Origin of the sequence: Actinomadura sp. RB99, from assembly GCF_014706005.1 — a bacterium.
In the GTDB taxonomy this organism is placed as follows: Bacteria; Actinomycetota; Actinomycetes; order Streptosporangiales; family Streptosporangiaceae; genus Spirillospora.
Window position 1 is genome coordinate 39,122 of sequence record NZ_JABMCA010000065.1, and the last position, 19,253, is coordinate 58,374.

At 73.7% G+C, this 19,253-nt stretch carries 19 protein-coding genes; 7 read left to right on the plus strand and 12 right to left on the minus strand.

Features of this window, described 5'->3' with window-relative positions; all coding sequences use genetic code 11:
- Nucleotides 1–19: 19 nt before the first annotated feature.
- Genes amrb99_RS38480 through amrb99_RS38490 form a run of 3 tightly spaced genes read right to left on the minus strand, consistent with a single transcriptional unit; the run spans nucleotide 20 to nucleotide 3,366 of the window.
- Nucleotides 20–913, minus strand: a complete 894-nt coding sequence (locus amrb99_RS38480; RefSeq protein WP_190865767.1) for an ABC transporter permease subunit — start codon at nucleotides 911–913, stop codon at nucleotides 20–22.
- Complete coding sequence (locus amrb99_RS38485) at nucleotides 906–1,949, minus strand: sugar ABC transporter permease (RefSeq protein WP_190865769.1); 1,044 nt, start codon at nucleotides 1,947–1,949, stop codon at nucleotides 906–908. The genes amrb99_RS38480 and amrb99_RS38485 overlap by 8 nt, the downstream gene beginning before the upstream one ends.
- A 7-nt stretch (nucleotides 1,950–1,956) precedes the next feature.
- Complete coding sequence (locus tag amrb99_RS38490) at nucleotides 1,957–3,366, minus strand: sugar ABC transporter substrate-binding protein (protein WP_190865771.1); 1,410 nt, start codon at nucleotides 3,364–3,366, stop codon at nucleotides 1,957–1,959.
- Nucleotides 3,367–3,523: 157 nt separating this feature from the next.
- Here amrb99_RS38490 and amrb99_RS38495 point away from each other — a divergent pair, with 157 nt between their 5' ends.
- On the plus strand, nucleotides 3,524–4,822 hold the full coding sequence (locus amrb99_RS38495) for an ROK family transcriptional regulator (protein WP_190865773.1): 1,299 nt from the start codon (nucleotides 3,524–3,526) through the stop codon (nucleotides 4,820–4,822).
- Here amrb99_RS38495 and amrb99_RS38500 read toward each other — a convergent pair.
- Nucleotides 4,747–5,244 carry a hypothetical protein gene (locus amrb99_RS38500; protein WP_190865802.1) on the minus strand — a complete coding sequence of 166 codons (498 nt, stop codon included), beginning with the start codon at nucleotides 5,242–5,244 and terminating at the stop codon, nucleotides 4,747–4,749. The genes amrb99_RS38495 and amrb99_RS38500 overlap by 76 nt on opposite strands.
- Before the next feature lie 55 nt (nucleotides 5,245–5,299).
- Between amrb99_RS38500 and amrb99_RS38505 the strand changes: the two genes are divergently transcribed.
- Together amrb99_RS38505 and amrb99_RS38510 are read left to right on the plus strand one after the other, a co-directional pair.
- Nucleotides 5,300–5,908 carry a TetR family transcriptional regulator gene (locus amrb99_RS38505; RefSeq protein ID WP_190865775.1) on the plus strand — a complete coding sequence of 203 codons (609 nt, stop codon included), beginning with the start codon at nucleotides 5,300–5,302 and terminating at the stop codon, nucleotides 5,906–5,908.
- Between the two features lie 137 nt (nucleotides 5,909–6,045).
- Nucleotides 6,046–7,554: an RtcB family protein gene (locus amrb99_RS38510; RefSeq protein ID WP_190865777.1), complete on the plus strand. Its 1,509-nt coding sequence runs from the start codon at nucleotides 6,046–6,048 to the stop codon at nucleotides 7,552–7,554.
- On the opposite strand, the gene amrb99_RS38515 is transcribed toward amrb99_RS38510, so the two are convergent.
- Nucleotides 7,544–8,992 carry an aldehyde dehydrogenase family protein gene (locus amrb99_RS38515; RefSeq protein ID WP_190865779.1) on the minus strand — a complete coding sequence of 483 codons (1,449 nt, stop codon included), beginning with the start codon at nucleotides 8,990–8,992 and terminating at the stop codon, nucleotides 7,544–7,546. The two genes, amrb99_RS38510 and amrb99_RS38515, sit on opposite strands and share 11 nt — an antisense overlap.
- 144 nt (nucleotides 8,993–9,136) lie before the next feature.
- Between amrb99_RS38515 and amrb99_RS38520 the strand changes: the two genes are divergently transcribed.
- The gene (locus tag amrb99_RS38520; RefSeq protein ID WP_190865781.1) at nucleotides 9,137–10,318 is read left to right on the plus strand and encodes an acyl-CoA dehydrogenase family protein; all 1,182 of its coding nucleotides are present in this window, start codon (nucleotides 9,137–9,139) and stop codon (nucleotides 10,316–10,318) included.
- Between the two features lie 70 nt (nucleotides 10,319–10,388).
- On the opposite strand, the gene amrb99_RS38525 is transcribed toward amrb99_RS38520, so the two are convergent.
- Nucleotides 10,389–11,855, minus strand: coding sequence for an AMP-binding protein (locus tag amrb99_RS38525; RefSeq protein ID WP_190865784.1), 1,467 nt, complete (start codon nucleotides 11,853–11,855; stop codon nucleotides 10,389–10,391).
- A gap of 119 nt (nucleotides 11,856–11,974) precedes the next feature.
- On the opposite strand from amrb99_RS38525, the gene amrb99_RS38530 reads away from it, so the two are divergent.
- A complete protein-coding gene (locus amrb99_RS38530; RefSeq protein ID WP_190865786.1) occupies nucleotides 11,975–12,409 on the plus strand; it encodes an SRPBCC family protein in 435 nt (144 codons plus the stop codon).
- A gap of 30 nt (nucleotides 12,410–12,439) precedes the next feature.
- Here the strand turns inward: amrb99_RS38530 and amrb99_RS38535 are convergent, their stop codons facing one another.
- From amrb99_RS38535 to amrb99_RS38545, 3 genes are all read right to left on the minus strand, one after another.
- The gene (locus amrb99_RS38535; RefSeq protein ID WP_190865788.1) at nucleotides 12,440–13,243 is read right to left on the minus strand and encodes an enoyl-CoA hydratase/isomerase family protein; all 804 of its coding nucleotides are present in this window, start codon (nucleotides 13,241–13,243) and stop codon (nucleotides 12,440–12,442) included.
- Nucleotides 13,240–14,214 carry an alpha/beta hydrolase gene (locus amrb99_RS38540; RefSeq protein ID WP_190865790.1) on the minus strand — a complete coding sequence of 325 codons (975 nt, stop codon included), beginning with the start codon at nucleotides 14,212–14,214 and terminating at the stop codon, nucleotides 13,240–13,242. The genes amrb99_RS38535 and amrb99_RS38540 overlap by 4 nt, the downstream gene beginning before the upstream one ends.
- Before the next feature lie 75 nt (nucleotides 14,215–14,289).
- A complete protein-coding gene (locus tag amrb99_RS38545) occupies nucleotides 14,290–15,039 on the minus strand; it encodes a gamma-glutamyl-gamma-aminobutyrate hydrolase family protein (RefSeq protein ID WP_190865792.1) in 750 nt (249 codons plus the stop codon).
- Nucleotides 15,040–15,707: 668 nt separating this feature from the next.
- Here amrb99_RS38545 and amrb99_RS38550 point away from each other — a divergent pair.
- Nucleotides 15,708–16,820 (plus strand): globin domain-containing protein, encoded by a 1,113-nt coding sequence (locus amrb99_RS38550; RefSeq protein ID WP_241756329.1) that lies wholly within the window; start codon nucleotides 15,708–15,710, stop codon nucleotides 16,818–16,820.
- Nucleotides 16,821–16,856: 36 nt separating this feature from the next.
- On the opposite strand, the gene amrb99_RS38555 is transcribed toward amrb99_RS38550, so the two are convergent.
- Nucleotides 16,857–17,657 (minus strand): helix-turn-helix transcriptional regulator, encoded by an 801-nt coding sequence (locus amrb99_RS38555; RefSeq protein ID WP_190865804.1) that lies wholly within the window; start codon nucleotides 17,655–17,657, stop codon nucleotides 16,857–16,859.
- Between the two features lie 200 nt (nucleotides 17,658–17,857).
- Here amrb99_RS38555 and amrb99_RS51840 point away from each other — a divergent pair, with 200 nt between their 5' ends.
- Nucleotides 17,858–18,061, plus strand: a complete 204-nt coding sequence (locus tag amrb99_RS51840) for an SDR family oxidoreductase (RefSeq protein WP_241756330.1) — start codon at nucleotides 17,858–17,860, stop codon at nucleotides 18,059–18,061.
- A 243-nt stretch (nucleotides 18,062–18,304) separates the two neighbouring features.
- Here amrb99_RS51840 and amrb99_RS38565 read toward each other — a convergent pair whose 3' ends face one another.
- Nucleotides 18,305–18,640 carry a hypothetical protein gene (locus amrb99_RS38565; RefSeq protein WP_190865796.1) on the minus strand — a complete coding sequence of 112 codons (336 nt, stop codon included), beginning with the start codon at nucleotides 18,638–18,640 and terminating at the stop codon, nucleotides 18,305–18,307.
- Nucleotides 18,641–18,678: 38 nt separating this feature from the next.
- The gene (locus tag amrb99_RS38570; RefSeq protein WP_190865798.1) at nucleotides 18,679–19,068 is read right to left on the minus strand and encodes a hypothetical protein; all 390 of its coding nucleotides are present in this window, start codon (nucleotides 19,066–19,068) and stop codon (nucleotides 18,679–18,681) included.
- Nucleotides 19,069–19,253: the final 185 nt, after the last annotated feature.

The following is a 19,253-nucleotide window of genomic DNA, read 5'->3' on the forward strand; positions in this document are numbered from 1 at the left end:
GCGGCGGGGAAGCGGGCGGTCACTTGACGGCGCCGGCGGTCAGTCCGGTCACCAGGAACCGCTGCAGCAGCAGGAACCCGGCGACGACGGGGACGCTCACCACGAGGGAGGCGGCCATCACCTGGTTCCAGTAGACCTCGTGCTGCGTCGAGTAGCCCTGCAGGCCGATCGACAGCGTCCGGGTCCGGTCGTTGGTCATCACCGAGGCGAACAGCACCTCGCCCCAGGCGGTCATGAAGGCGTAGACGGTCACCGCGACGATCCCGGGCAGCGACGCGGGCACGATCACCCGCAGCAGCGCGCCGACGGGTCCGCAGCCGTCCACCCGCGCCGCCTCGTCCAGTTCGCGCGGGATCGACTCGAAGTACCCGGCGAGCATCCAGATCGAGAACGGCAGCGAGAACGTCAGGTAGGTGAGGATGAGCGCGCCGCGGCTGCCGTACAGCGCGATCCCGGTCGCGTTGCCCACGTTCACGAAGATCAGGAACAGCGGGAGCAGGAACAGGATCCCGGGGAACATCTGCGTGGACAGCACCGTGACGGTGAACACCCGGCGGCCGGCGAACCGGTACCGGCTCACCGCGTACGCGGCGCCGACCGCGATGACGACCGACGCCGCCGTGGCGCCGACCGCGACGATGACGCTGTTGGCGAAGTAGCGGGCCAGCGGCACCGTCGACCACATGTCGACATAGGGGCGGAGCGTCGGTTCCGAGGGCAGCCAGTGGAACGCGCCCTGGACGTCCTTCAGCGGCTTCAGCGACGAGCTGATCATCGCGTAGACCGGGACGAGGGTGAACACGGCCAGCAGCGTCAGCACGATCCGGCGCGTCCAGAGGAAGGACGCGGGCGGGTCGGTGGGCGCGCGGCGCCTCCTCGCGGGGACGCGGGCGGGGGCGGCGGTCTCAGGCACGGGCGGTCCTCCGTCGCGACGTGGCGATCAGGTAGACCGCCGTGACCAGCAGCAGGAAGAGCAGGAGCAGCACCGACATCGCCGAGCCCGTGCCGAAGTTCCAGGTGATGAACGAGGTCTGGTAGATGTGCAGCGAGATCAGGTCCCCGCCGTCCGGCGCCGCCTTGCCGAACAGCACGAACGGCGTGTTGAAGTCGTTGAACGTCCACAGGAACAGCACCAGGACGAGCACCTGGTTGACGGGCCGGAGCGCGGGCAGCGTGATGTGCCGGATCTGCCGCCAGACGCCCGCGCCGTCGAGCGCGGACGCCTCGTACAGGTCGCGCGGCACGTTCTGCAGCCCGGCCATCAGCACCAGGAACGCGAACGGCCAGGACCGCCACACGATGACGGTGAGCAGCGCCCAGAAGCTGTTCCCGCCGATCAGCCAGAACGGCCGGTCGCCGCCGGTGAGGTGCAGCTGGTCGACCAGCACGTGGTCGACCATCCCGGTGTCGCGCTGGAACAGGAAGCCCCAGGTCATGACAGCCGCGTAGACGGGCAGCGCGTACGGGACGAGGAAGGCCGCGCGCAGCAGGCCGCGCCCCCGGAACCGTTCCTGCATCAGGATCGCGGCGGCCGTCCCGAGCAGCCAGGACAGCCCGACGGCGAGGACGGTGACGGCGACGGTGACCAGGAACGAGCCCAGCAGGTCCCGGCCGATGGCGGCGTCGAAGTCGACGGCGATCCGGTAGTTGCCGAGGCCCTTGCCGGGCGCCTTCGCCCAGTCGCGGATGTAGAACAGCGTGAGGTCGCGGAAGCTCATCCACACGCCGACCGCGATCGGCACGACGTGGACGATCAGCTCGGCGGCCACGGCGGGCGCGAGCAGCAGGTAGGGCAGCAGGCGGGGCGGGACCCGGAACCGGCCGCGCGGCCGGCGGGCGCGGGCGGCCGGCGGGCCCCCGGCGGCCCCCGCACCGCCAGGGCGCCCTCGCCGGCCGCCCGCCGCGCCGCCCGCCCGTGCCGCTTCGGGCGTGACGTCGGCGGAGGTCATCGGCCGGTCACTTGCCCATCTGCTGCTGGGCCGCTTCCAGCTTCGACTTGATCTCGCCGTCGGTGACGGCGCGGCCCGCGGCCGCGTCGGCGAACAGCTCCTTCATCGCGGTGCCGACGGCGGTCTCGAACTGGCTCTCGGCGGGCACCTGCGGCAGCGGCGCGGCGTGCGAGGCGAGGATGTCCTTGAACACCTTGAGGTCGGCGGTGTCGAAGGCGGGGTCGTTCTGCGCGGCGGTGACCGACGGCAGCGACCCGTACGCCTTGTTGAGGATCTTCTGCTCGTCGTCGCTGGTCATGAACTTGACGAACTTCAGGGCGCCGCCGCGGTTCCCGGTGTTCTTGAAGACCGCGATGTTGATGCCGGCGACCATGGAGGTGATGGGGCGGCCGCCGGGCGGCAGGGGCGACGGCGCCGGGATCGGGACCACGCCCCACTCGCCGGGCTTCATGCCGAGGTTGGTGAAGCCGCTGGTGGTCGCCTGCCACATGAGCATCGCCGCCTTGCCGGTGGCGAAGTCGTTGAGGGACTGGTTGGCCGAGTACTCGGCGTTGCCCGGCGCGGCGATCTTCTCGGTGCCGAGCAGCCCGACATAGGACTTGATCGCCGCGACGGCCTGCGGGGTGGCGAACTGCGGCTTGCCGTCGGCGGTGAAGAAGTCGGCGCCGTACATCTGGCCGATGTTGAACGCGGCGTGCACGTTCTCGGGGATGCTCGCGCCCTCGACCGCGATGCCGTGCACGTTCCCCTTGGTCAGCCGGTGCCCGTCGTCGACCATCTCCTGCCAGGTCTTCGGCGGGTCGAGCTTGGCGTCGGCGAACATCTTCTTGTTGTAGTAGAGGCCGTAGGCGAGGGAGTAGAGCGGCACGGCCGCCGGGTCCTTGCCCTTGGCGCCGGCGCTGGCGAGCGCCGCGGGCACGAACCGCTGGGCCCCGCCGACCTCGGCGATCGTCTTGGCGTCGAACGGCAGCAGCCCGCCGGTCGCCTGCAGGGACGCCGACCAGGTGTTGCCGATGTTGAGGACGTCCGGGCCCTGCCCGGAGGTGGTGGCGGCGAGGATGCGGTTGAGCAGGTCCGTCCACGGGACGACCTCGAGCTTGACCTTGATCCCGGTCTGCTTCTCGAACTTGGCCAGCTCGGGGCCGAGGACGCGCTGGTCCGCCGCGATGTCGGTGCCCTGGTTGCTGGCCCAGTAGGTCAGCGTCTTCGACGAGCCGCCCCCGCCGCCGGAGGTCGTCCCGCCGCCGCAGGCGGTCGCGGCCAGCAGGAGTCCGGCGGCCCCCGCGGTGAGGGCCGTCGCGGCGCGGCGCGGCCGGTGCGCGCGCCGGCCGGGACGGGAGGTCGGTGCGGTGGCGGGCGGGTGTTCCCCGGAGGATGTCGCGCTGTGTCCGGACGCCGGTGAGGTGGGGTGGCGCATCGGCTCGGCCTTCCGCGTAGGAGTGGGGTGCGTCACTCGGGAGAGTTACGTCACACCTTATTTCACGGCGTGATCTAAGCAGTGACATAATTCCGGGGTCAAGACCTGAGAACCTTCCGGGGGACGCGGCCGCCGAGCCGCGGCGAAAGGGGGCCCGATGCCGGACCGGCGCCGCAGGACCGTGCGCGATCTGCGCCGCACCAACCGCTCGGTGCTGCTGCGCAGGCTCTACTTCGACGGCCCGCTCAGCCGCCAGGACCTGGCGCGCGAGACCGGGCTCAGCCCCGCGTCGGTCAGCAACGTCGTCGGCGAGCTGATCGAGGCGGGCCTGGTCGCGGAGGCCGGCAGCGTGGAGTCCGACGGCGGCCGGCCGCGGGTGCTGCTGAAGGTCGCGGCCGGTTTCGGCCATCTGGTCGGCGTGGACGTCGGCGAGACGCGGGTGATGGTCGAGCTGTTCGACCTCGACCTCACCCAGCTCGCCAAGGCCGACCTGCCGCTCGGCGACGGCGGGCACGACGACCGCGCCGTGGCGCGGCACATCCTGGCGGGGCTGGCCGACGTCATCGGGCGCGCCTCGGTCGACCCGTCCACCATCATCGGCGTCGGGGTCGGCGTCCCGGGCGTCGTCGAGCACCGCGCGGCCGAGGGCGGCACCGAGGCGGTGGTGCACTGCCAGACGATCGGCTGGGACGGGGTGCCGCTGGAGCGGATGCTCCGGGAGGGCACCGGCCTGCCGCTGTTCGTCGACAACGGCGCGACCGCGCTCGGCCAGGCGGAGATGTGGTTCGGCGCCGGGCGGGGGCACCGCAACGCGGTGGTCGCGCTCATCGGGTCGGGCGTCGGCTCCGCGGTGATGATCGACGGCTCGCCCTACCGGGGCGCGGCGGGCAGCGCCGGCGAGTGGGGGCACACGACGTCGCGGGTCGGCGGCGTGCCGTGCCGGTGCGGGTCGCTCGGCTGCCTGGAGGCCTACGTGGGCGCCGCGGCGCTGCTGGAGCGCTACCGCGCCGCGGGCGGGCCCGCCGGCGCCGACGAGGAGACCGCGCTCGCCGGGCTGCTGGACGATCCGTCGCCGGCCGCGGCGGAGCTGCGCGCCGACGTCGCCGAGCACCTCGGCGCGGGCGTCGCGGACCTGGTCAACCTGTTCAGCCCCGAGAAGATCATCATCGGCGGGTGGGCGGGGCTGCTGCTCGGCGGCCGGATGCTCGACCGGATCGTGGACGCCACCGCCCGGTACGCGCTGCGGCAGCCGTTCGCGCAGACCTCCGTCGAGCCGTGCCACCTCGGCCCGGAGGCCGTCGCGGTGGGCGCGGCGACGCTGCCCCTCGCGCACCTGCTCGACGCGGGCGGCGAGCCGGCCGCCCCGCCCGCGCCCCCGGTTCAGCCGTCGGCGGGACGGGTGGCACGCAGGGAGTACATCAACGGGACGCGCGGGCGGCCCGCCGGCAGCCGGTAGATCGCGCCGTCGCGCTCCAGGGACGTGAAGCGCCGGAACAGCGTGTGGTCGTGCTCGTGCAGGAAGTCGACGCGGAGCCCGGCGGCGGCGAGGGCGCTGACGACCTCGCCGATCCCGTGGTGGAACTGCACCGACCGGGTGTTGCGGGAGTCCTGGTCGCCGTCGGTGTAGGTGCCGGGCTCGTCCCAGACCTGCGGCGAGGTGTCGAAGTAGTCGTAGGCGACGGTGGTGCCCTCCGCGTCGTCGAGCATGTCGGCGAACGGGTGGAAGCGGCGGCCCGCCACGTCGCCGACCTCGGCGATCTCGAAGTCGCGCAACGCCGTCCCGCCCGCGCGGAAGCCGGCGACGTCGTAGAAGTCGCTGGCGACGTGGATGGCGACCCGTTCGTCCCACAGCGCGCGGTTGAGCGCCCGGTAGTCCATTTCCGTCACCGGACAAGGATAATGACGGGGTGACCGCCGGCCGGAAGGACGACTCATGAGCAGCGCGGAACGTCCGGTGCGCGAATGCCTGCTGGACGCCGCCGCCGCGCTCCTCGTCGAGCGCGGCTACCGGGCGGTGCGCATGCAGGACGTCGCCGCCGCGGCAGGGGTGAGCCGGCAGACCGTCTACAACGAGTTCGGCGACAAGTGGGGCCTCGCGCAGGCGGTGGTGGTGCGCGACAACGACCGCTACCTCGACGGGATCGACCAGGTCCTGTCCGAGCACGAGGACCTGTACTCGGCGGTGGTCGCGGCGGTGCTGTTCACGCTGGAGATGTCCGCCGACGACCAGCTGAAGAAGGCCGTGCTGACCGGCGCGGACGGCGACGACATGCTGCCGCTGCTGACCACGCGGGCCGAGCCGGTGCTGTTCACCGCCAGCTCCCGGCTCGCCGAGCACGCGCTGCGCCAGTGGCCGGGCGTGGACCGCGACGCGCTCGTGGAGATCGCCGACGCGGCGGTCCGGCTGACGATGAGCCACATCATGCTGCCGTCCGGCCCGCCGGAGCAGGTCGCGCACTTCGTCGCCCGGATGGTGACGAGCTACATCGGGGCCTACGGGAAAACCGGTGGCCCGGCGGAGGACCGCGCGGTACGGTCGTAACCGCCTCGCGGCTGCTGAACCCGAGGAACGAGCGGGCCCTCCGTCCCGCTCCCCCGGCCGTCGCGCCCTTCCGCGCGAACGGCCCTCTTCCCTGCGCGCGCCGTCGCGCGCCTTCCGGCAGCCCGAAGGATCCCCCTATGCCCGCACGTCAGGACCGGCGGCTCGTCCGCACCGGCGACCACTGGCTCCACCTCCCCAACCCGTACGGCGTCCCCGTCGAGATCTGCGCCGGGGACGACGTCCCGCTCGAACACGCGGCCGTCGACGAGGCGCTCGCGCTCCTGGAGACCGCCCGCACCCTGGAACGCCTCGCCGGGTCCACGCCCGGCTATGACGGCCCAGAGCCGCGCATCGCCCGCGTCGCCCTCACCCCCGACTTCCACAAGGGCGCCGGGATCCCGATCGGCACGGTGCTGGAGACCGAGCACGCGCTGCTGCCGCAGGCGGTCGGCAACGACGTCAACTGCGGGATGCGGCTGGAGGTCACGTCCCTGGACGCCGACCGCGTCCGGCCGAGGCTCGGCGCGCTGGAGCGGCGGCTGCGGCACCTGTTCTTCGAGGGCGGCCGTCGGATCGCGCTCACCCCCGTCCAGCGGGAGGCGCTGCTGCGGGACGGGCTGCCCGGCCTGCTGCTCGCTGGCGGCACGCCGTGGCAGGGCGTGCGGCCCGAGGACGCCGACGACGCCCTAGACCGCATGCACGCGCCCGCTCTTCCGGTGGGGACGGCCGAGGCGTTCGCCGACTGGATCGGCAGCGCGGGCGGCGCCAGCCACGATAGCGTCATCGGCGGGATAGGCGGCGGCAACCACTTCGCCGAACTCCAGTACGTGTCGCAAGTGCACGACGCGGCGGCGGCGCACGCGTGGGGGCTTGCGCCCGGAACGGTCGTGACGATGGTGCACAGCGGCTCGCTGTCCCTGGGCCATCAGGCGAACGCGACGGCCCTGGACGCGCTGCGCGCCGGCTGGCCCGGCGGCCTTCCCCGCCCGGCGAACGGGATCCTGCCGTTCCTGCTCGACGAGCGGTCCGCACGCGCACGGCGCCGGTACCTGGACGCGTTCGGCAACGCCGCCAACTTCGCGTCCGGGAACCGGTTCTTCCTGTCGCTGACGATGCGCGCCGGGCTCGCGGCGGAGTGCGGCGGCGCGGACGCGCGGCTGCTGTACGACGCGCCGCACAACCTGTTCTGGCAGGACGGGGAGCGGGTGGTGCACCGCAAGGGCGCCACGCCCGCGGCCGGGCACGAGGCGATGGCGGGCGGCCCGTACGCGATGTGGGGCGAGCCGGTGATCGTCCCGGGGTCGATGGGCGCCGCGAGTTTCGTGCTGCGCGGGCACGGCGACCCGCGCACCCTCGCCAGCGCCTGCCACGGCGCGGGACGCCGGGTTCCGCGCGGTGCGTCGGCGCGCGGGAACGACGCGGAGCTCGACGCGTTCCTGCGCGAGTTCCGCGTCGTGACGCCGCTGGACCACCGCGATCCGATGGTCGCACGGCGGTCGGACGTGATGGCCGCGTGGCGCCGCGACCTCAAGCAGGAGGCGCCGTGGGCCTACAAGGACATCGGGCCGGTGGTGGCGAGCCTGCGCGGCGGCGGCGTCGCGACGCCCGTCGCGGAACTGCGCCCGCTGCTGACCGTCAAGGGGTGACGCCTCCGGGGACGTCGGTCTGCAGGTGGACGACCTTCACGGCGGTCATCTCGTCCAGCAGTTCGGGGCCGTAGCCGAAGCCCCGGCCGCTGGCCCGGCGCGGGGTGGCGGCGCCGCCGGGGGCGCCGCCGAACACCGCGTTGATCTTCACGGTGCCGGCCTTCAGGGTGCGCCAGGCGCGCTGTGCGTGCGCCATGTCACGGGTGAGGACGGTCGCGGCGAGGCCGTAGCGGGACCGGTTCGCCCTGTCCAGGGCCTCCTCGAACGAGGCGACGGCGCGGACGGGCGCGACGGGCCCGAACGTCTCCTCCGCCATGACCGCCATCTGGTCGGTGCAGTAGTCCAGGACGGTCGCCGGGTAGAAGCAGCCGGGCCCGTCCGGGATCCGGCCGCCGGCGCGCAGCCGGGCGCCGTCCGCGACGGCCTTCTCGACCTGCTCGTGCACCTGGGCGCGGTGCCGCTCGTCCACCAGCGGGCCGAGCTCGGTCGAGGGGTCGTCGCCCGGGCCGGTCCGCAGCGCTTGCGCGCGGGCGGTCAGCGCCGCGACGAAGTCCTTGGCGACCGCTCCGTGCACGTAGATCCGCTCGACCGAGGTGCAGATCTGGCCGGCGTTGGCGAAGCAGCCGGTGGCGGCCTGCTCCGCGGCCCAGGCGGGGTCGACGCCCGCGTCGACGATCAGCGGGTCGGCGCCGCCGTTCTCCAGCAGCGTCCTCGCGCCGCTCGCGGCGGCCAGTTCGGCGACGCGGCGGCCCGTGCGGGTGGAGCCGACGTGCGCGATCGCGTCGAGGTCCGGGTGGCTCGCGAGCGCCTCGCCGGTCGTCCCGTCGCCGCTGACCATGTTCACGACGCCGGCCGGCAGGGCCTCGGCGAGCAGTTCGGTGAGCAGCGCCCCGGTGTGCGGCGTCCGCTCGGACGGCTTGTGCACGACGGTGTTGCCGGTGACCACGGCCGCGCCGATGAGGCCGCAGGCGATGGCGACGGGGTCGTTCCACGGCGTGACGACCGCGACGAGCCCGAGCGGTTCGCGGGCCATGAAGTCGGCGGCGCTCCAGCCGCCCTGCAGGCTCCGGCCCCCGTGGAGCGGCCCCAGCTCGGCGTACTGGCGCAGTGTCCCGATGCCGGCCTGGACGCCGCCGAGCGCGTCGTCCGCCGGCTTGCCCATCTCCGCGGTGACCAGCGCCGCCAGGTCGTCGGCATACCGCTCGACCGCGCTCGCGGCGGCGTGCAGGGCGGCGCCGCGCGCGGCGGGCGCGGTCGCGGCCCAGCCGGGGCCCGCCCGCGTCGCGGCGGCCACCGCGGCCGCCACGTCCACGGCCGTGCCGACGGGCACCTCCCCCACCGTTTCGCCGGTCGCCGGATCGGTCACCGTGAACGCGCCGTCCCCGCCCCCGCGGCTCCACCGCGCGCCCGCCAGCGTCCACCTGTCGCCTGGTCGCATCCCGTGACCCCCCTGCCGCGCGTAAGACCTCGACCGCCGTTGACTACCCGGAGATCCGCGCTTCAATGACGGCGGGGACCTGCGTCAGTGCTCACTTACTCCATCGGCTACGGTGGAGCCCGCACGAGAGTCGAGGAGGCGCGGGTGGACTTCGATCTGCCGGAGAACGCGGCCGCGGTGCGCGAGGGCGTGCTGGCGATCGCCGGGAAGTACGACCAGGAGTACTGGAGCCGCTGCGACGCCGACAAGCGGTGGCCGGAGGAGGTCTGGCGGGAGCTGGTCCAGGGCGGCTGGCACAGCCTGGCGATCCCCGAGGAGTACGGCGGCGCGGGCCAGGGCCTGCTGGAGCTGGCGGTGGCGCTGGAGGCGCTCGCCGAGGGCGGCGCGGGCGGCGCCGCGTCGTTCATGTACCTGCTCACGCCCGCGTTCGGCGGGCTCACCATCGCCCGACACGGCACCGAGGAGCAGAAGCGCGCGTTCCTGCCGGGGATCGCGGCGGGCGAGATCGAGACCTGCTTCGCGATCACCGAGCCGGACGCGGGCAGCAACGCGATGAACATCACCACGCAGGCCCGCCGCGACGGCGACGGGTTCGTGGTGAACGGCCAGAAGATCTGGATCTCCGGGGTGGAGCGCGCCGACCACCTGGTGCTGGTCACCCGGACGATCCCGGCCGCCGAGGCGAAGCCCCGGACGTCCGGCTTCACCGTCCTGCTGGTGGACGTCAAGCAGGCAGTCGCCGACGGCACGCTGACCTACCGGCCGATCCCCAAGCTCGGCACCAACACCGTCGCGTCCAGCATGGTGTTCCTCGACGGCGTGCGCGTCCCCGCCGACCGCGTCCTCGGCGAGGTCGACCAGGGCTTCGCCGTGCTGTGGGACATCCTCAACCCCGAGCGGATCCTCGCCGCCGCGGGCGGCGTCGGGTCCGGCGGCCTGGTGCTGAAGATCGCCTGCGACTACGCCACCGACCGGGCGCCGTTCGGCCGGCCGATCGGGTCGAACCAGGGCATCGCGTTCCCGCTCGCGCGGATCAAGGCGCAGCTGGAGCTGGCCCGGCTGATGACCTACAAGGCGGCGTGGCTGTGGGACCGGGGCCGCCCCTGCGGGTCCGAGGCCAACATCGCCAAGCTCACCGCCGCCGACGCCGCCTGGCAGGCCGCCGACCGCGCCTTCCAGACCCACGGCGGCATGGCCTACTCGCTGGAGTACCCGGTCGCCCGGATGTTCCGCGACGCCCGCATCGCCAAGAACATCCCGGTGGCCGAGGAACTGGTCCTCGCCCACATCGCCCAGCACGAACTGGGCCTCCCCCGCTCCTACTGACCGCAGGCCCGCGGCGAGCCGTCGCCATGAGCCGGCCCATGACGACGGCTCGCCGCGAGCGAACGAGTTTCTAGCCGCCTTCGGCGAGGCGGACGGAGCGCTCCGGATCGTGCGCGGCCCGCAGGTCGCGCTTGAGGATCTTGCCGGAGTGGTTGCGCGGCAGCGCCTCGACGAACTCGTACCAGCGGGGCCGCTTGAACCCGCCGAGCAGGGCGCGGCAGTGCGCGTCCAGGTCGGCGGGCGTCGTCCCGGCGCGGACGACGACGAGCGCCTTGACCGCCTCGCCCCACCGGGCGTCCGGCACGCCGACCACCGCGGCGTCCAGCACGCCCGGGTGCCGGACGAGCACCTGCTCGACCTCGGCGGAGTACACGTTCTCGCCACCGCTGCGGACCATGTCCTTGGCGCGGTCGACGAAGTGGAAATACCCGTCGGCGTCGCGGCGCATCAGGTCGCCGGTGCGCAGCCATCCGCCGTCCATCGGGTCGGGAAGCCCCGCGTACCCCGCCATCACGCTCGCGCCGCGCAGCAGGAGCTCGCCGACCTCGCCGGGCCCGTCCGCGCCGTCCAGCGCGAGGTCGAACGGCGGCAGCGGCAGGCCGACGGTGCCGGGGCGCTCCAGCTCGTCGTCCAGGGTGGTGACCGTGACGAAGTTGCCCGCCTCGGTCGAGCCGTAGACGCCGCGGTAGCCGATGCCGAGGCCGCGGAGCGCCTCCAGCGTCCCGGCGCGCTCGGTGCCGGCCATCCCGAACACCAGCCGCAGCGTCCCGGGCGCGGCGGCGGGATGCCGCAGCGCCCGTCCCGTGCCCGTGGGGAAGATCGCGACCGTGACGCCGTGCTCGGCGACGAGCGGCCAGAGCACGTCGGGCGACGCGCCCGCCGGGAACACCACCGTCCCGCCGGCCGCCAGGTGGCCGAGCGCGGCGCCGTACCCCGCGACGTGGAACAGCGGCAGCGCGCCGAGCAGGCGGTCCGCGCCGGTGATGCCGAACGCGTGCACCGCGTTGGCGGTGGCGGCGACCCAGCCCTGGTTGGTGAGCAGGCAGCCCTTCGGCCGTCCGGTGGTGCCGGACGTGTAGAGCTGGATGATCGGCGCGTCCGGGGCCGGGCGCGGCAGGTCGTGCGGCGGCGCCCCGTCCAGGGCCCGGTCGAGGCCGGGGCCGACCGTCCAGTGCGTCAGGTCGAGCAGCCCGGACGCCCGGGCGAGGTCCTCGAGCGCCGGGTGGACGACCGCGTGCCGCGCCGCCGCGTCCTCGACCTGGAAGCGGATCTCCGCCGGGGCCAGCCGGACGTTCAGCGGCACCACGACCGCGCCGATCAGCGACGCCGCGAACGCGGTCTCGATCGCCTCCGGGACGTTCACGCTCAGCAGCGCGATCCGGTCGCCCGCGCGCACGCCGCCGGCGGCGAGCAGCCCGGCCCAGCGCTCGACGCGGGCGTGCAGCTCGCGGTAGGTGCGGGCGCGCCCCTCCCAGGCGAACGCCGTCCGGCCGGGCCACAGCGCGGCGCCGCGATGGGCGAGGTCGCCGAGGAGCATGCCCCGATCCTCCCGAACCCGGTTCGGCCGGTCAAGATCCGGCCGCGCCGGCCCGTTGCCATGATCACGCCGCCGCGCCAGCATGAGGGCAGCATCCACCCCCCGCCCGAGGAGAACCGATGCCCAGGTCGTACGCCAGCGCCGTGCTCAACGCCCCCGCCGACGAGGTCTGGGCCTACCTGCGCGACTTCGGGAACATCGCCGACTGGATGCCGGGCCCGGAGACCAGCCTGATCGAGGACGGCGGGCCCGCCGACCGGGTCGGCTGCGTCCGCCGCGTCATCGGCCCCGGGGACTCGGTGTTCCGCGAGCGGCTGGCCGGGCTGGACGACGCCGAGCGGACCTACTGGTACCAGGTCCTCGAGGCGCCGCTGCCCATCCGCGGCGCCCACGGCCACCTGCGCGTGGCGCCCGTGACCGGCACCGGCCAGGCGTTCGTCGAATGGTGGGGCGAGTTCTCCGCCGACGCCGGCGACGAGGAGGCGATGGGCAAGACGCTGTCCACCGCCATCTACGCCACCGGCCTCGACGCCCTCGCCAGGCGCTTCTCCTGACCCCGGGGGCGCGCCGCCGGCGGGCGGTGCTCAGCCGAAGCGCGGCGGGCGCTTCTCCCGGATCGCCGCGACGCCCTCCCGCACGTCCGGGCCGGTGAAGCCGAAGAACTCCATGGCCAGGGACGCGTCGAACGTCGGGCCGGCCAGCCGCAGCCAGTTGTTCAGCGCGTGCTTGGTGAACGAGATCGCCTCGGCGGGCCCGGCGGCGAGCCGGCCGGCGATGTCCAGCGCGCGCTCGTGCACCTCGTCGTCGTCGACGCACAGCGAGACCAGGCCGATCCGCTCCGCCTCCTCGCCGGTGAGCACCTCGTTCAGCAGCAGGAAGTACTTCGCCTTGGCCATCCCGCACAGCAGCGGCCAGATGATCGCGGAGTGGTCGCCCGCGGCGACGCCGAGCCGGACGTGCCCATCGATGATCTTCGCGGTGCGGCCCGCGACGGAGATGTCCGACAGCATCGCGACCGCCAGCCCCGCCCCGACCGCGGGGCCCTGGATCGCGCTGACCACCGGCTTCGCACAGTTCAGCACGTTCATCACGATGTCGCGGGCCTCGCGCATGATGCGCCGCCGCGACGCGTGGTCGTCCATCATCTCCTCGATCATGGACATGTCGCCGCCCGCGGAGAACGCCGTCCCCTCGCCGCGCACCACGACCGCGCGGACCGCGTCGTCGGCGTCGGCGTCCCGCCAGATCTCCGCCAGCTCCCGGTGGCCGACCGTGTCGAGGGCGTTCAGCCGGCCCGGCGCGCTCATCGTGACGCGCAGCACGCCGTCCGCCGCCCAGTCGATCTTCAGCCGCTCGTACTTCCCGTACACCCCGTCCGCGTCGCTCATGCCGCACTGCCCTCCGCCGCTTGATCGCCGAATGCCGCGCGCAATCGTCGCACAGCGAACCGCATCGCCTCGGCGCCGGCGTCGAAGATCTCCGGCAGCAGGAAGAACGAGTGCACGACGCCGTCGAAGCGGCGCGCCTCCACCGGCACGCCGGCCGCCGCGAGGCGCCGCGCGTACGCCTCGCCCTCGTCGCGCAGGATGTCGTACTCGGCGGTGATGACGGTCGCGGGCGCGGCGCCGGCGAGGTCGGGGGCGCGCAGCGGCGCCAGCCGGGGATCGGCGGGGTCGGCGCCGTCGCGGTAGAGGTCCATGAACCGGGCGAGGGTCGCGGCGTCCAGCCCGTACCCGGTGCCGTACCGGCGCCAGCTCGGCGTGTCCATCGCGGTGTCCGTCACCGGGTAGACGAGCAGCTGGTGGGCCAGGGGCAGGCCGCGGTCGCGGGCGAGCAGCGCGACGGCGGCGGCCAGGTTCCCGCCCGCGCTGTCGCCGCCCACGGCGAGCGCGCCCGGCGCCACCCCGTAGCGGGCCGGTTCGCGGGCGACGGCCGCCACGACCGCCCAGGCGTCGTCCACCGCCGCCGGGAACGGGTTCTCCGGGGCGAGCCGGTAGCCGACGTTCAGCACCGCGCATCCGGCGCCGGCCGCCAGGTCGCGGCACGCGGCGTCCACGTTGTCGACTCCGCCGAGCACCCAGCCCCCGCCGTGCAGGTAGACCAGCGCGGGCAGCGGGCCGCGCTCGACCGGCTCGGGACGGTACAGCCGCACCGTGACGGGACCGCCCGGCCCCCGGACGGCGAGGTCCTCGACGTGCGGGAGCTCGCGCCGGTCGACGGGGAACGCCTCGCCGATCCTGCGCCGCATCTCCTCGATCGCGGGCCCCGCGTCCTCCTCGACCGGCGGCGCGCCCTCCGGCGGCGCCGTCCAGGCGGACAGCGTCTCCAAGAAGCTCACGGTCTGCGGATGCAAGGGCATGCGGCGACCTCCGGGGGGCGATGTGCGCGGAACCTACCGCTTCGCCTTCCCCGGTGCGCGGGGATCAATCCCCGGTCAGCGCCCGGCGGCCTCGGCCACCAGCGCCTCGAACAGCCGCTTGTCGTCGCCGTCCTCGGGGTGCCACTGCACGCCCAGGCCGAACCGGTGGCCCTGCAGCTCGACGGCCTCGACGACCTGGTCGTCCGCCCAGGCCACGGCCGACAGGCCCTTGCCGAGGCGGCTGACCGCCTGGTGGTGGTAGGTGGGCACGTCCGCGACGTCACCGAGGATCTTGCCGACGGCGCTGGTCGCGCTGATCTGCACCCGGTGCGTACCGATCTTCCCGACCTCGGGCGCGTGCGCCCTGTGCCCCACGGCCTCCGGCAGGTGCTGGACGAGCGCGCCCCCGCGCGCCACGTTGAGCACCTGCATGCCCCGGCAGATCGCCAGGAACGGCAGGTCGGCGTCCACCGCCGCCCGCGCCAGCGCGAGCTCGAACCGGTCGCGCTGCGGCTGCGGCGGCCCGGTCTCGGCGTGCCGTTCGGCGCCGTACAGGTCCGGGTCGAGGTCGCCGCCGCCCGCGAGGACGAGCCCGTCCAGCCGGGAGACCAGCGCGGCGAGCCCGCGCAGGCTGCCGGTCGGCGGGATCATGACGGGGACGCCGCCGGCCCGTTCGACCGAGCGCACGTACGACGCCGGGAGCAGCGCGGCCTCGCGCACCCAGACGCCCCAGCGGGCCGGCTCCTCGTAGGTGGTGATGCCGATGAGCGGCGGCGCGCCTCCTCCTGCGGCGGAGCCCGGAGCCCCTCGGATCGCCTCTGACATGCGTGGATTCCCCTCTGCTGAGCACTGGCCACGGATCGGCTACCGATATCTGGTGATTCACCACTGTTGCGTGCACATCATGGCGCATCGCCCGCCCCCACGGACCGTCCCGCCCCCGGCCTTTCTCCGCAAAGCTTGCCGCACGTCCCCGATCCCCGCAGGCCGATGCGCCGAACCCGGTTCGGGCCTTCGACCTGGACGATCTTGGTCGCGGGCGCGGGAAGCCCCGCCCGGAAGGCCGCCGGGGGCGCTCCCCCGGCCCGGAGAACATCCACCACCGAATCGGCAAATCTTCTACCGGGGTGCGAATCCGTCCACCGGCCCGGTCGCCCCGATCCCGTGGCGGCGGCTCGCGACCCGAACCGGCCCGTCCGCGAACATCGGCGTTTCAGGAACGAGCACCAATGTGACCGATCTTCCCGGCCCCGCACGGTACCGAGCGGTATTTGCCCTATTTGTCGTCGTTACCGTGGTCACCGGGAATTGAAAAACGATTACATACCGTGACATCAAGGAGCATCTGGACGTCGCCACCTTGAGGACCTGGGAATTTCAGTGCGAGAATCTCACCGAGCCGGGCACCGCGGAGCGCCGAAGGCGCCGAATCGCCGCCGGTCCCGGTCACCACCCGCCGAGGGGGCGTGCTTGCCATGTCAACGGAACCGCGAATGCTCAAGGAGAGCTTCACCCGCCTCGAATCCCGCGCCGACAAGGCCATGAGCTATTTCTACGGCCGCCTTTTCGCCACCGAACCGCGGCTGCGCGCGCTGTTCCCGATCGCGCTGGACGCCCAGCGCGAGCACTTCTTCCACGCGCTCACCCGCATCGTCTGGAGCCAGGACAACCCCGAGGACCTGGCCTCCTACCTGGCACGTCTCGGCCGCGACCACCGCCGGTACGGGGTGACGGCCGAGCACTACTCCGCGGTCGAGGACGCCCTCCTCGCCACCCTGAGGCTCTTCGCACGCGACATGTGGAGCCCGCGCGCCGAGCAGGCGTGGACCGACGCCTACCGGTCCGCCGCCGCGACGATGATCGCGGCGGCCGAGCGCGACGCCGCCGGCGCCCCGCCCTGGTGGGCGGCCGAGGTCGTCGAGCACGACCGCCGCGCCGACGACCTCGCCGTGCTCACGCTCAGCCCGGAGCGCCCGCTGCCGTTCACCCCCGGCCAGTACGTGACGGTGCAGACCTCGCGCTGGCCGCGCGTCTGGCGGCCCTACTCCATCGCCAACGCCCCCCGCTCGGACGGCCGGCTCCGGCTGCACGTGCGGGCCCGGCCCGGCGGCTGGGTGAGCGGCGCGCTGGTGCGCGCCACCGGGACGGGCGACACCCTCCTGCTCGGGCCCGCCACGGGCACCATGGTCCTCGACCCGCACTCCCGGCGCGACCTGCTGCTCGTCGCCGGCGGCACCGGCCTCGCCCCCGTCAAGGCGCTGGCCGAGCAGGCCGTCGCGGCCGGCCGCCGGCGCGACGTCCGGCTGCTGGTCGGCGCCCGCACCGAACGCGACCTGTACGACCTCGCCGACCTGCGCCTGCTGGAGTCGGCGTACCCGTGGGCGCGGGTGCTGCCCGTCCTGTCGGACGAGCCGGACTTCCGCGGCCTGCGCGGCACGCCCGCCGACGTCCTGGCCGACCTGGACGGCTGGGACGGCGGCTGGGACGACCGCGACGCCTACATCGCCGGCCCCGTCCCGATGGTGCGCAGGACGGTCGCCGCGCTCCAGGGGCTCGGGATGCCGCTGGAGCACGTCCACCACGACCTGCTGAAAGCCGAGGAATGAGCGGGCTGTCCCGGGGCCCCGCCCCGGGACAGGGGCTCACCAGCCGGCGCGCTCGCGCAGGAACGCGGTGGTCGCCTCGTCCGCCGGATAGAAGGACTCGATCGCCAGCTCGGCGACGGTGATGTCCACGGGCGTCCCGAACGTCGCGATGGTGCTGAAGAAGGACAGCTCCCGGCCGTCGATCCGCATCCGCAGCGGCACGAAGACGTCGTGGTCCGCCGGCGGGGCCATCGCCTCCCCCACGTCCCCCGGGAACGCGCGCAGCTCCTGGTACAGCTGCGTCAGCGCGGCGTCGGCGGTGAGCGCGACATGGCGCCGCACCCGGTCGATCATGTGGGCGCGCCACTCCGCCAGGTTGAGGATGTTCTTGGCCATCCCGTCGGGATGCATGCTGAGCCGTAGCACGTTCAGCGGCGGCTGCAGCAGCTCCGGAGGCGCGCCCTCCATGAACAACTGCGCCGCCGAATTGGCGTCGATCAGGTTCCAGAAGCGGTCCACCACCACGGCCGGGTACGGCTCGTGGCCGTCGAGCACCTGCCGCAGCGCCGCGCGGACGGTGTCCATCCGCGGTTCCTCGATCGGCGTCTCGTCGAACACCGGCGCGTACCCGGCCGCGACCAGCAGCAGGTTCCGGTCGCGCAGCGGGACGTCGAGGTGCTCGGCGAGCCGCAGCACCATCTCCCGGCTCGGGGCCGACCGTCCCGTCTCCACGAAGCTCAGGTGCCGGGTCGACACGTCCGCCTCCGACGCCAACTCCAGCTGGCTCAGCCTCCGCCGCTGCCGCCATGCGCGCAGCTGCTCTCCGATAGGTCTCACGTCGCTCAACGCCGTCGTCATCGTCGTCACGTCCCCGACGCTATCGGGCCGGGATCATGCCGACGATTACGCCGGAGGTAATCCATCCACCCACGTCAGCCGCCCCTGACGGCCGAAAGGGAGCCAACTCAGGTGGACTTGCCGCCCGGCGTCCCCTGCCGGACGCGCCACCCCTCCGATCAAGCAGATCACGGTCCCCGGCCACGACCGAGTTGCGCGCCTTGAGCACGGGCCTCGCTTCGGTCGCCACCGCCGCGGGCATCGCGCCGGGAGATGCCCCGCCGGCCGACCTCATGCTGACCGGCCCGATCGGCCGGATGCGCTCCCCGGACGACATCGCGCGGGTCGCCCTGTTCTGCGCGTCCGACCTGTCGGCGTTCATGACCGGCAGCACGCTGCTCGCCGATGCCGGAACGACCGCCTGAACGGTCAGTACGACGGGTCCCAGCAGCCCAGTCCGCTGGTCGGGGGCGGTAGGTCGCGCCTCCGCTGGCCTTGACGGTGTTGGAGCCGGGGCGCAGCAGGCCGCCGAGGTAGAGGTAGCCGCCGTTGCGCTCGTTCCAGTCGGCGGGCATCGCGACGGCGGTGGTGTAGGTGCCGACGCCGGAGGCGTGGCCGAGCTCCGGACGGGCTGTGATCTCGTTCCAGGCTGCCGTCCGCACGTGCGGTCACCTCGGTCGCGGGAAGCGTGGTCCCGGTGGTCTTGTCCTGCCCGCCGCCCGGCGTCCACGACTCTGCGGAAAGGCGCTGTTCTTCGCCTTCTCGGTCAGATCGGTGACGGTGGAGCGATCCAGCTTCCGCGCCCCGCCCTCGGCCGAAGGGCAGGAGTCTTCGGCGCGCTTCGCGGCCACCACGGCGACGAGTGTCGTCCTCGCTCCGGCGGGCACGCCGGAGCCGGGCGCGGGCAGCGTTCCTTGGACGAACGTTCCCGCCTTGACCAGCGCCGATCCGTACACGAGCCGCTGCGCGGCCGCCGGGTCGTTGACGTCTTTGACCGTGGGCACCGTCGGGGGGTAGTGCGGGCCCTTGTTCTGGTCCACCGTCAACCCGGCTCCGGGAACGCCGAACGGGGCCACCTCCAAGCCCCGGCGCCCGACGCCGCGATCTGCCCGACCTCCGTGCGCAGTTCGCCGTCTTCGGTGTCGGCGAGCGGCACCCACCACCGGTACTTGGGCCGCACGCTCGCGGGCGGATGCTGAAAGGCAGCGGCGGTCAGGACCGGTGCGTGATCCGGCGCGGTGGCGGTGGCGCGGACCGGGGAGGCAGGTGCCGCGGTGGGCGAACAGGCGGTCAGGCAGAGGCTCATGCCGAAGGCCGTGGCTCCCGTGACGAGCGCCTTCTTGACGCCGCGCCCACGGCCGGGGCGGAGGGACGGCCGCCACGGGCCACTGGACGAACGGCTCCCCCGCAGGCTCCAGAGCGCTTCGCCCATCCGGAAAGCGATACGCCGTTACGGCGAAGAAGGGGTGATGGACGATCGTTCCGACCCTGGAGGTCGCTTCCTAATGCTGTTGTCAAGCCGCAGCGGTGACCGGTGGTGTGAGCTGATAGCACCGTCCGTCACGCAGAAGTGCCCACAGAACGTTCACTCGTCGGCGGGCCAGGGCCAGTACGGCC

Excerpts from the sequence above, each read along its gene's own strand:
- amrb99_RS38485 (WP_190865769.1), bottom strand. The coding sequence starts at position 1,949 with ATGACCTCCGCCGACGTCACGCCCGAAGCGGCACGGGCGGGCGGCGCG.
- amrb99_RS38490 (WP_190865771.1), bottom strand. The coding sequence starts at position 3,366 with ATGCGCCACCCCACCTCACCGGCGTCCGGACACAGCGCGACATCCTCC.
- amrb99_RS38495 (WP_190865773.1), top strand. The coding sequence starts at position 3,524 with ATGCCGGACCGGCGCCGCAGGACCGTGCGCGATCTGCGCCGCACCAAC.
- amrb99_RS38500 (WP_190865802.1), bottom strand. The coding sequence starts at position 5,244 with ATGGACTACCGGGCGCTCAACCGCGCGCTGTGGGACGAACGGGTCGCC.
- amrb99_RS38505 (WP_190865775.1), top strand. The coding sequence starts at position 5,300 with ATGAGCAGCGCGGAACGTCCGGTGCGCGAATGCCTGCTGGACGCCGCC.
- amrb99_RS38510 (WP_190865777.1), top strand. The coding sequence starts at position 6,046 with ATGCCCGCACGTCAGGACCGGCGGCTCGTCCGCACCGGCGACCACTGG.
- amrb99_RS38515 (WP_190865779.1), bottom strand. The coding sequence starts at position 8,992 with ATGCGACCAGGCGACAGGTGGACGCTGGCGGGCGCGCGGTGGAGCCGC.
- amrb99_RS38525 (WP_190865784.1), bottom strand. The coding sequence starts at position 11,855 with ATGCTCCTCGGCGACCTCGCCCATCGCGGCGCCGCGCTGTGGCCCGGC.
- amrb99_RS38530 (WP_190865786.1), top strand. The coding sequence starts at position 11,975 with ATGCCCAGGTCGTACGCCAGCGCCGTGCTCAACGCCCCCGCCGACGAG.
- amrb99_RS38535 (WP_190865788.1), bottom strand. The coding sequence starts at position 13,243 with ATGAGCGACGCGGACGGGGTGTACGGGAAGTACGAGCGGCTGAAGATC.
- amrb99_RS38540 (WP_190865790.1), bottom strand. The coding sequence starts at position 14,214 with ATGCCCTTGCATCCGCAGACCGTGAGCTTCTTGGAGACGCTGTCCGCC.
- amrb99_RS38545 (WP_190865792.1), bottom strand. The coding sequence starts at position 15,039 with ATGTCAGAGGCGATCCGAGGGGCTCCGGGCTCCGCCGCAGGAGGAGGC.
- amrb99_RS38550 (WP_241756329.1), top strand. The coding sequence starts at position 15,708 with ATGCTCAAGGAGAGCTTCACCCGCCTCGAATCCCGCGCCGACAAGGCC.
- amrb99_RS38555 (WP_190865804.1), bottom strand. The coding sequence starts at position 17,657 with ATGACGACGGCGTTGAGCGACGTGAGACCTATCGGAGAGCAGCTGCGC.
- amrb99_RS38570 (WP_190865798.1), bottom strand. The coding sequence starts at position 19,068 with ATGGGCGAAGCGCTCTGGAGCCTGCGGGGGAGCCGTTCGTCCAGTGGC.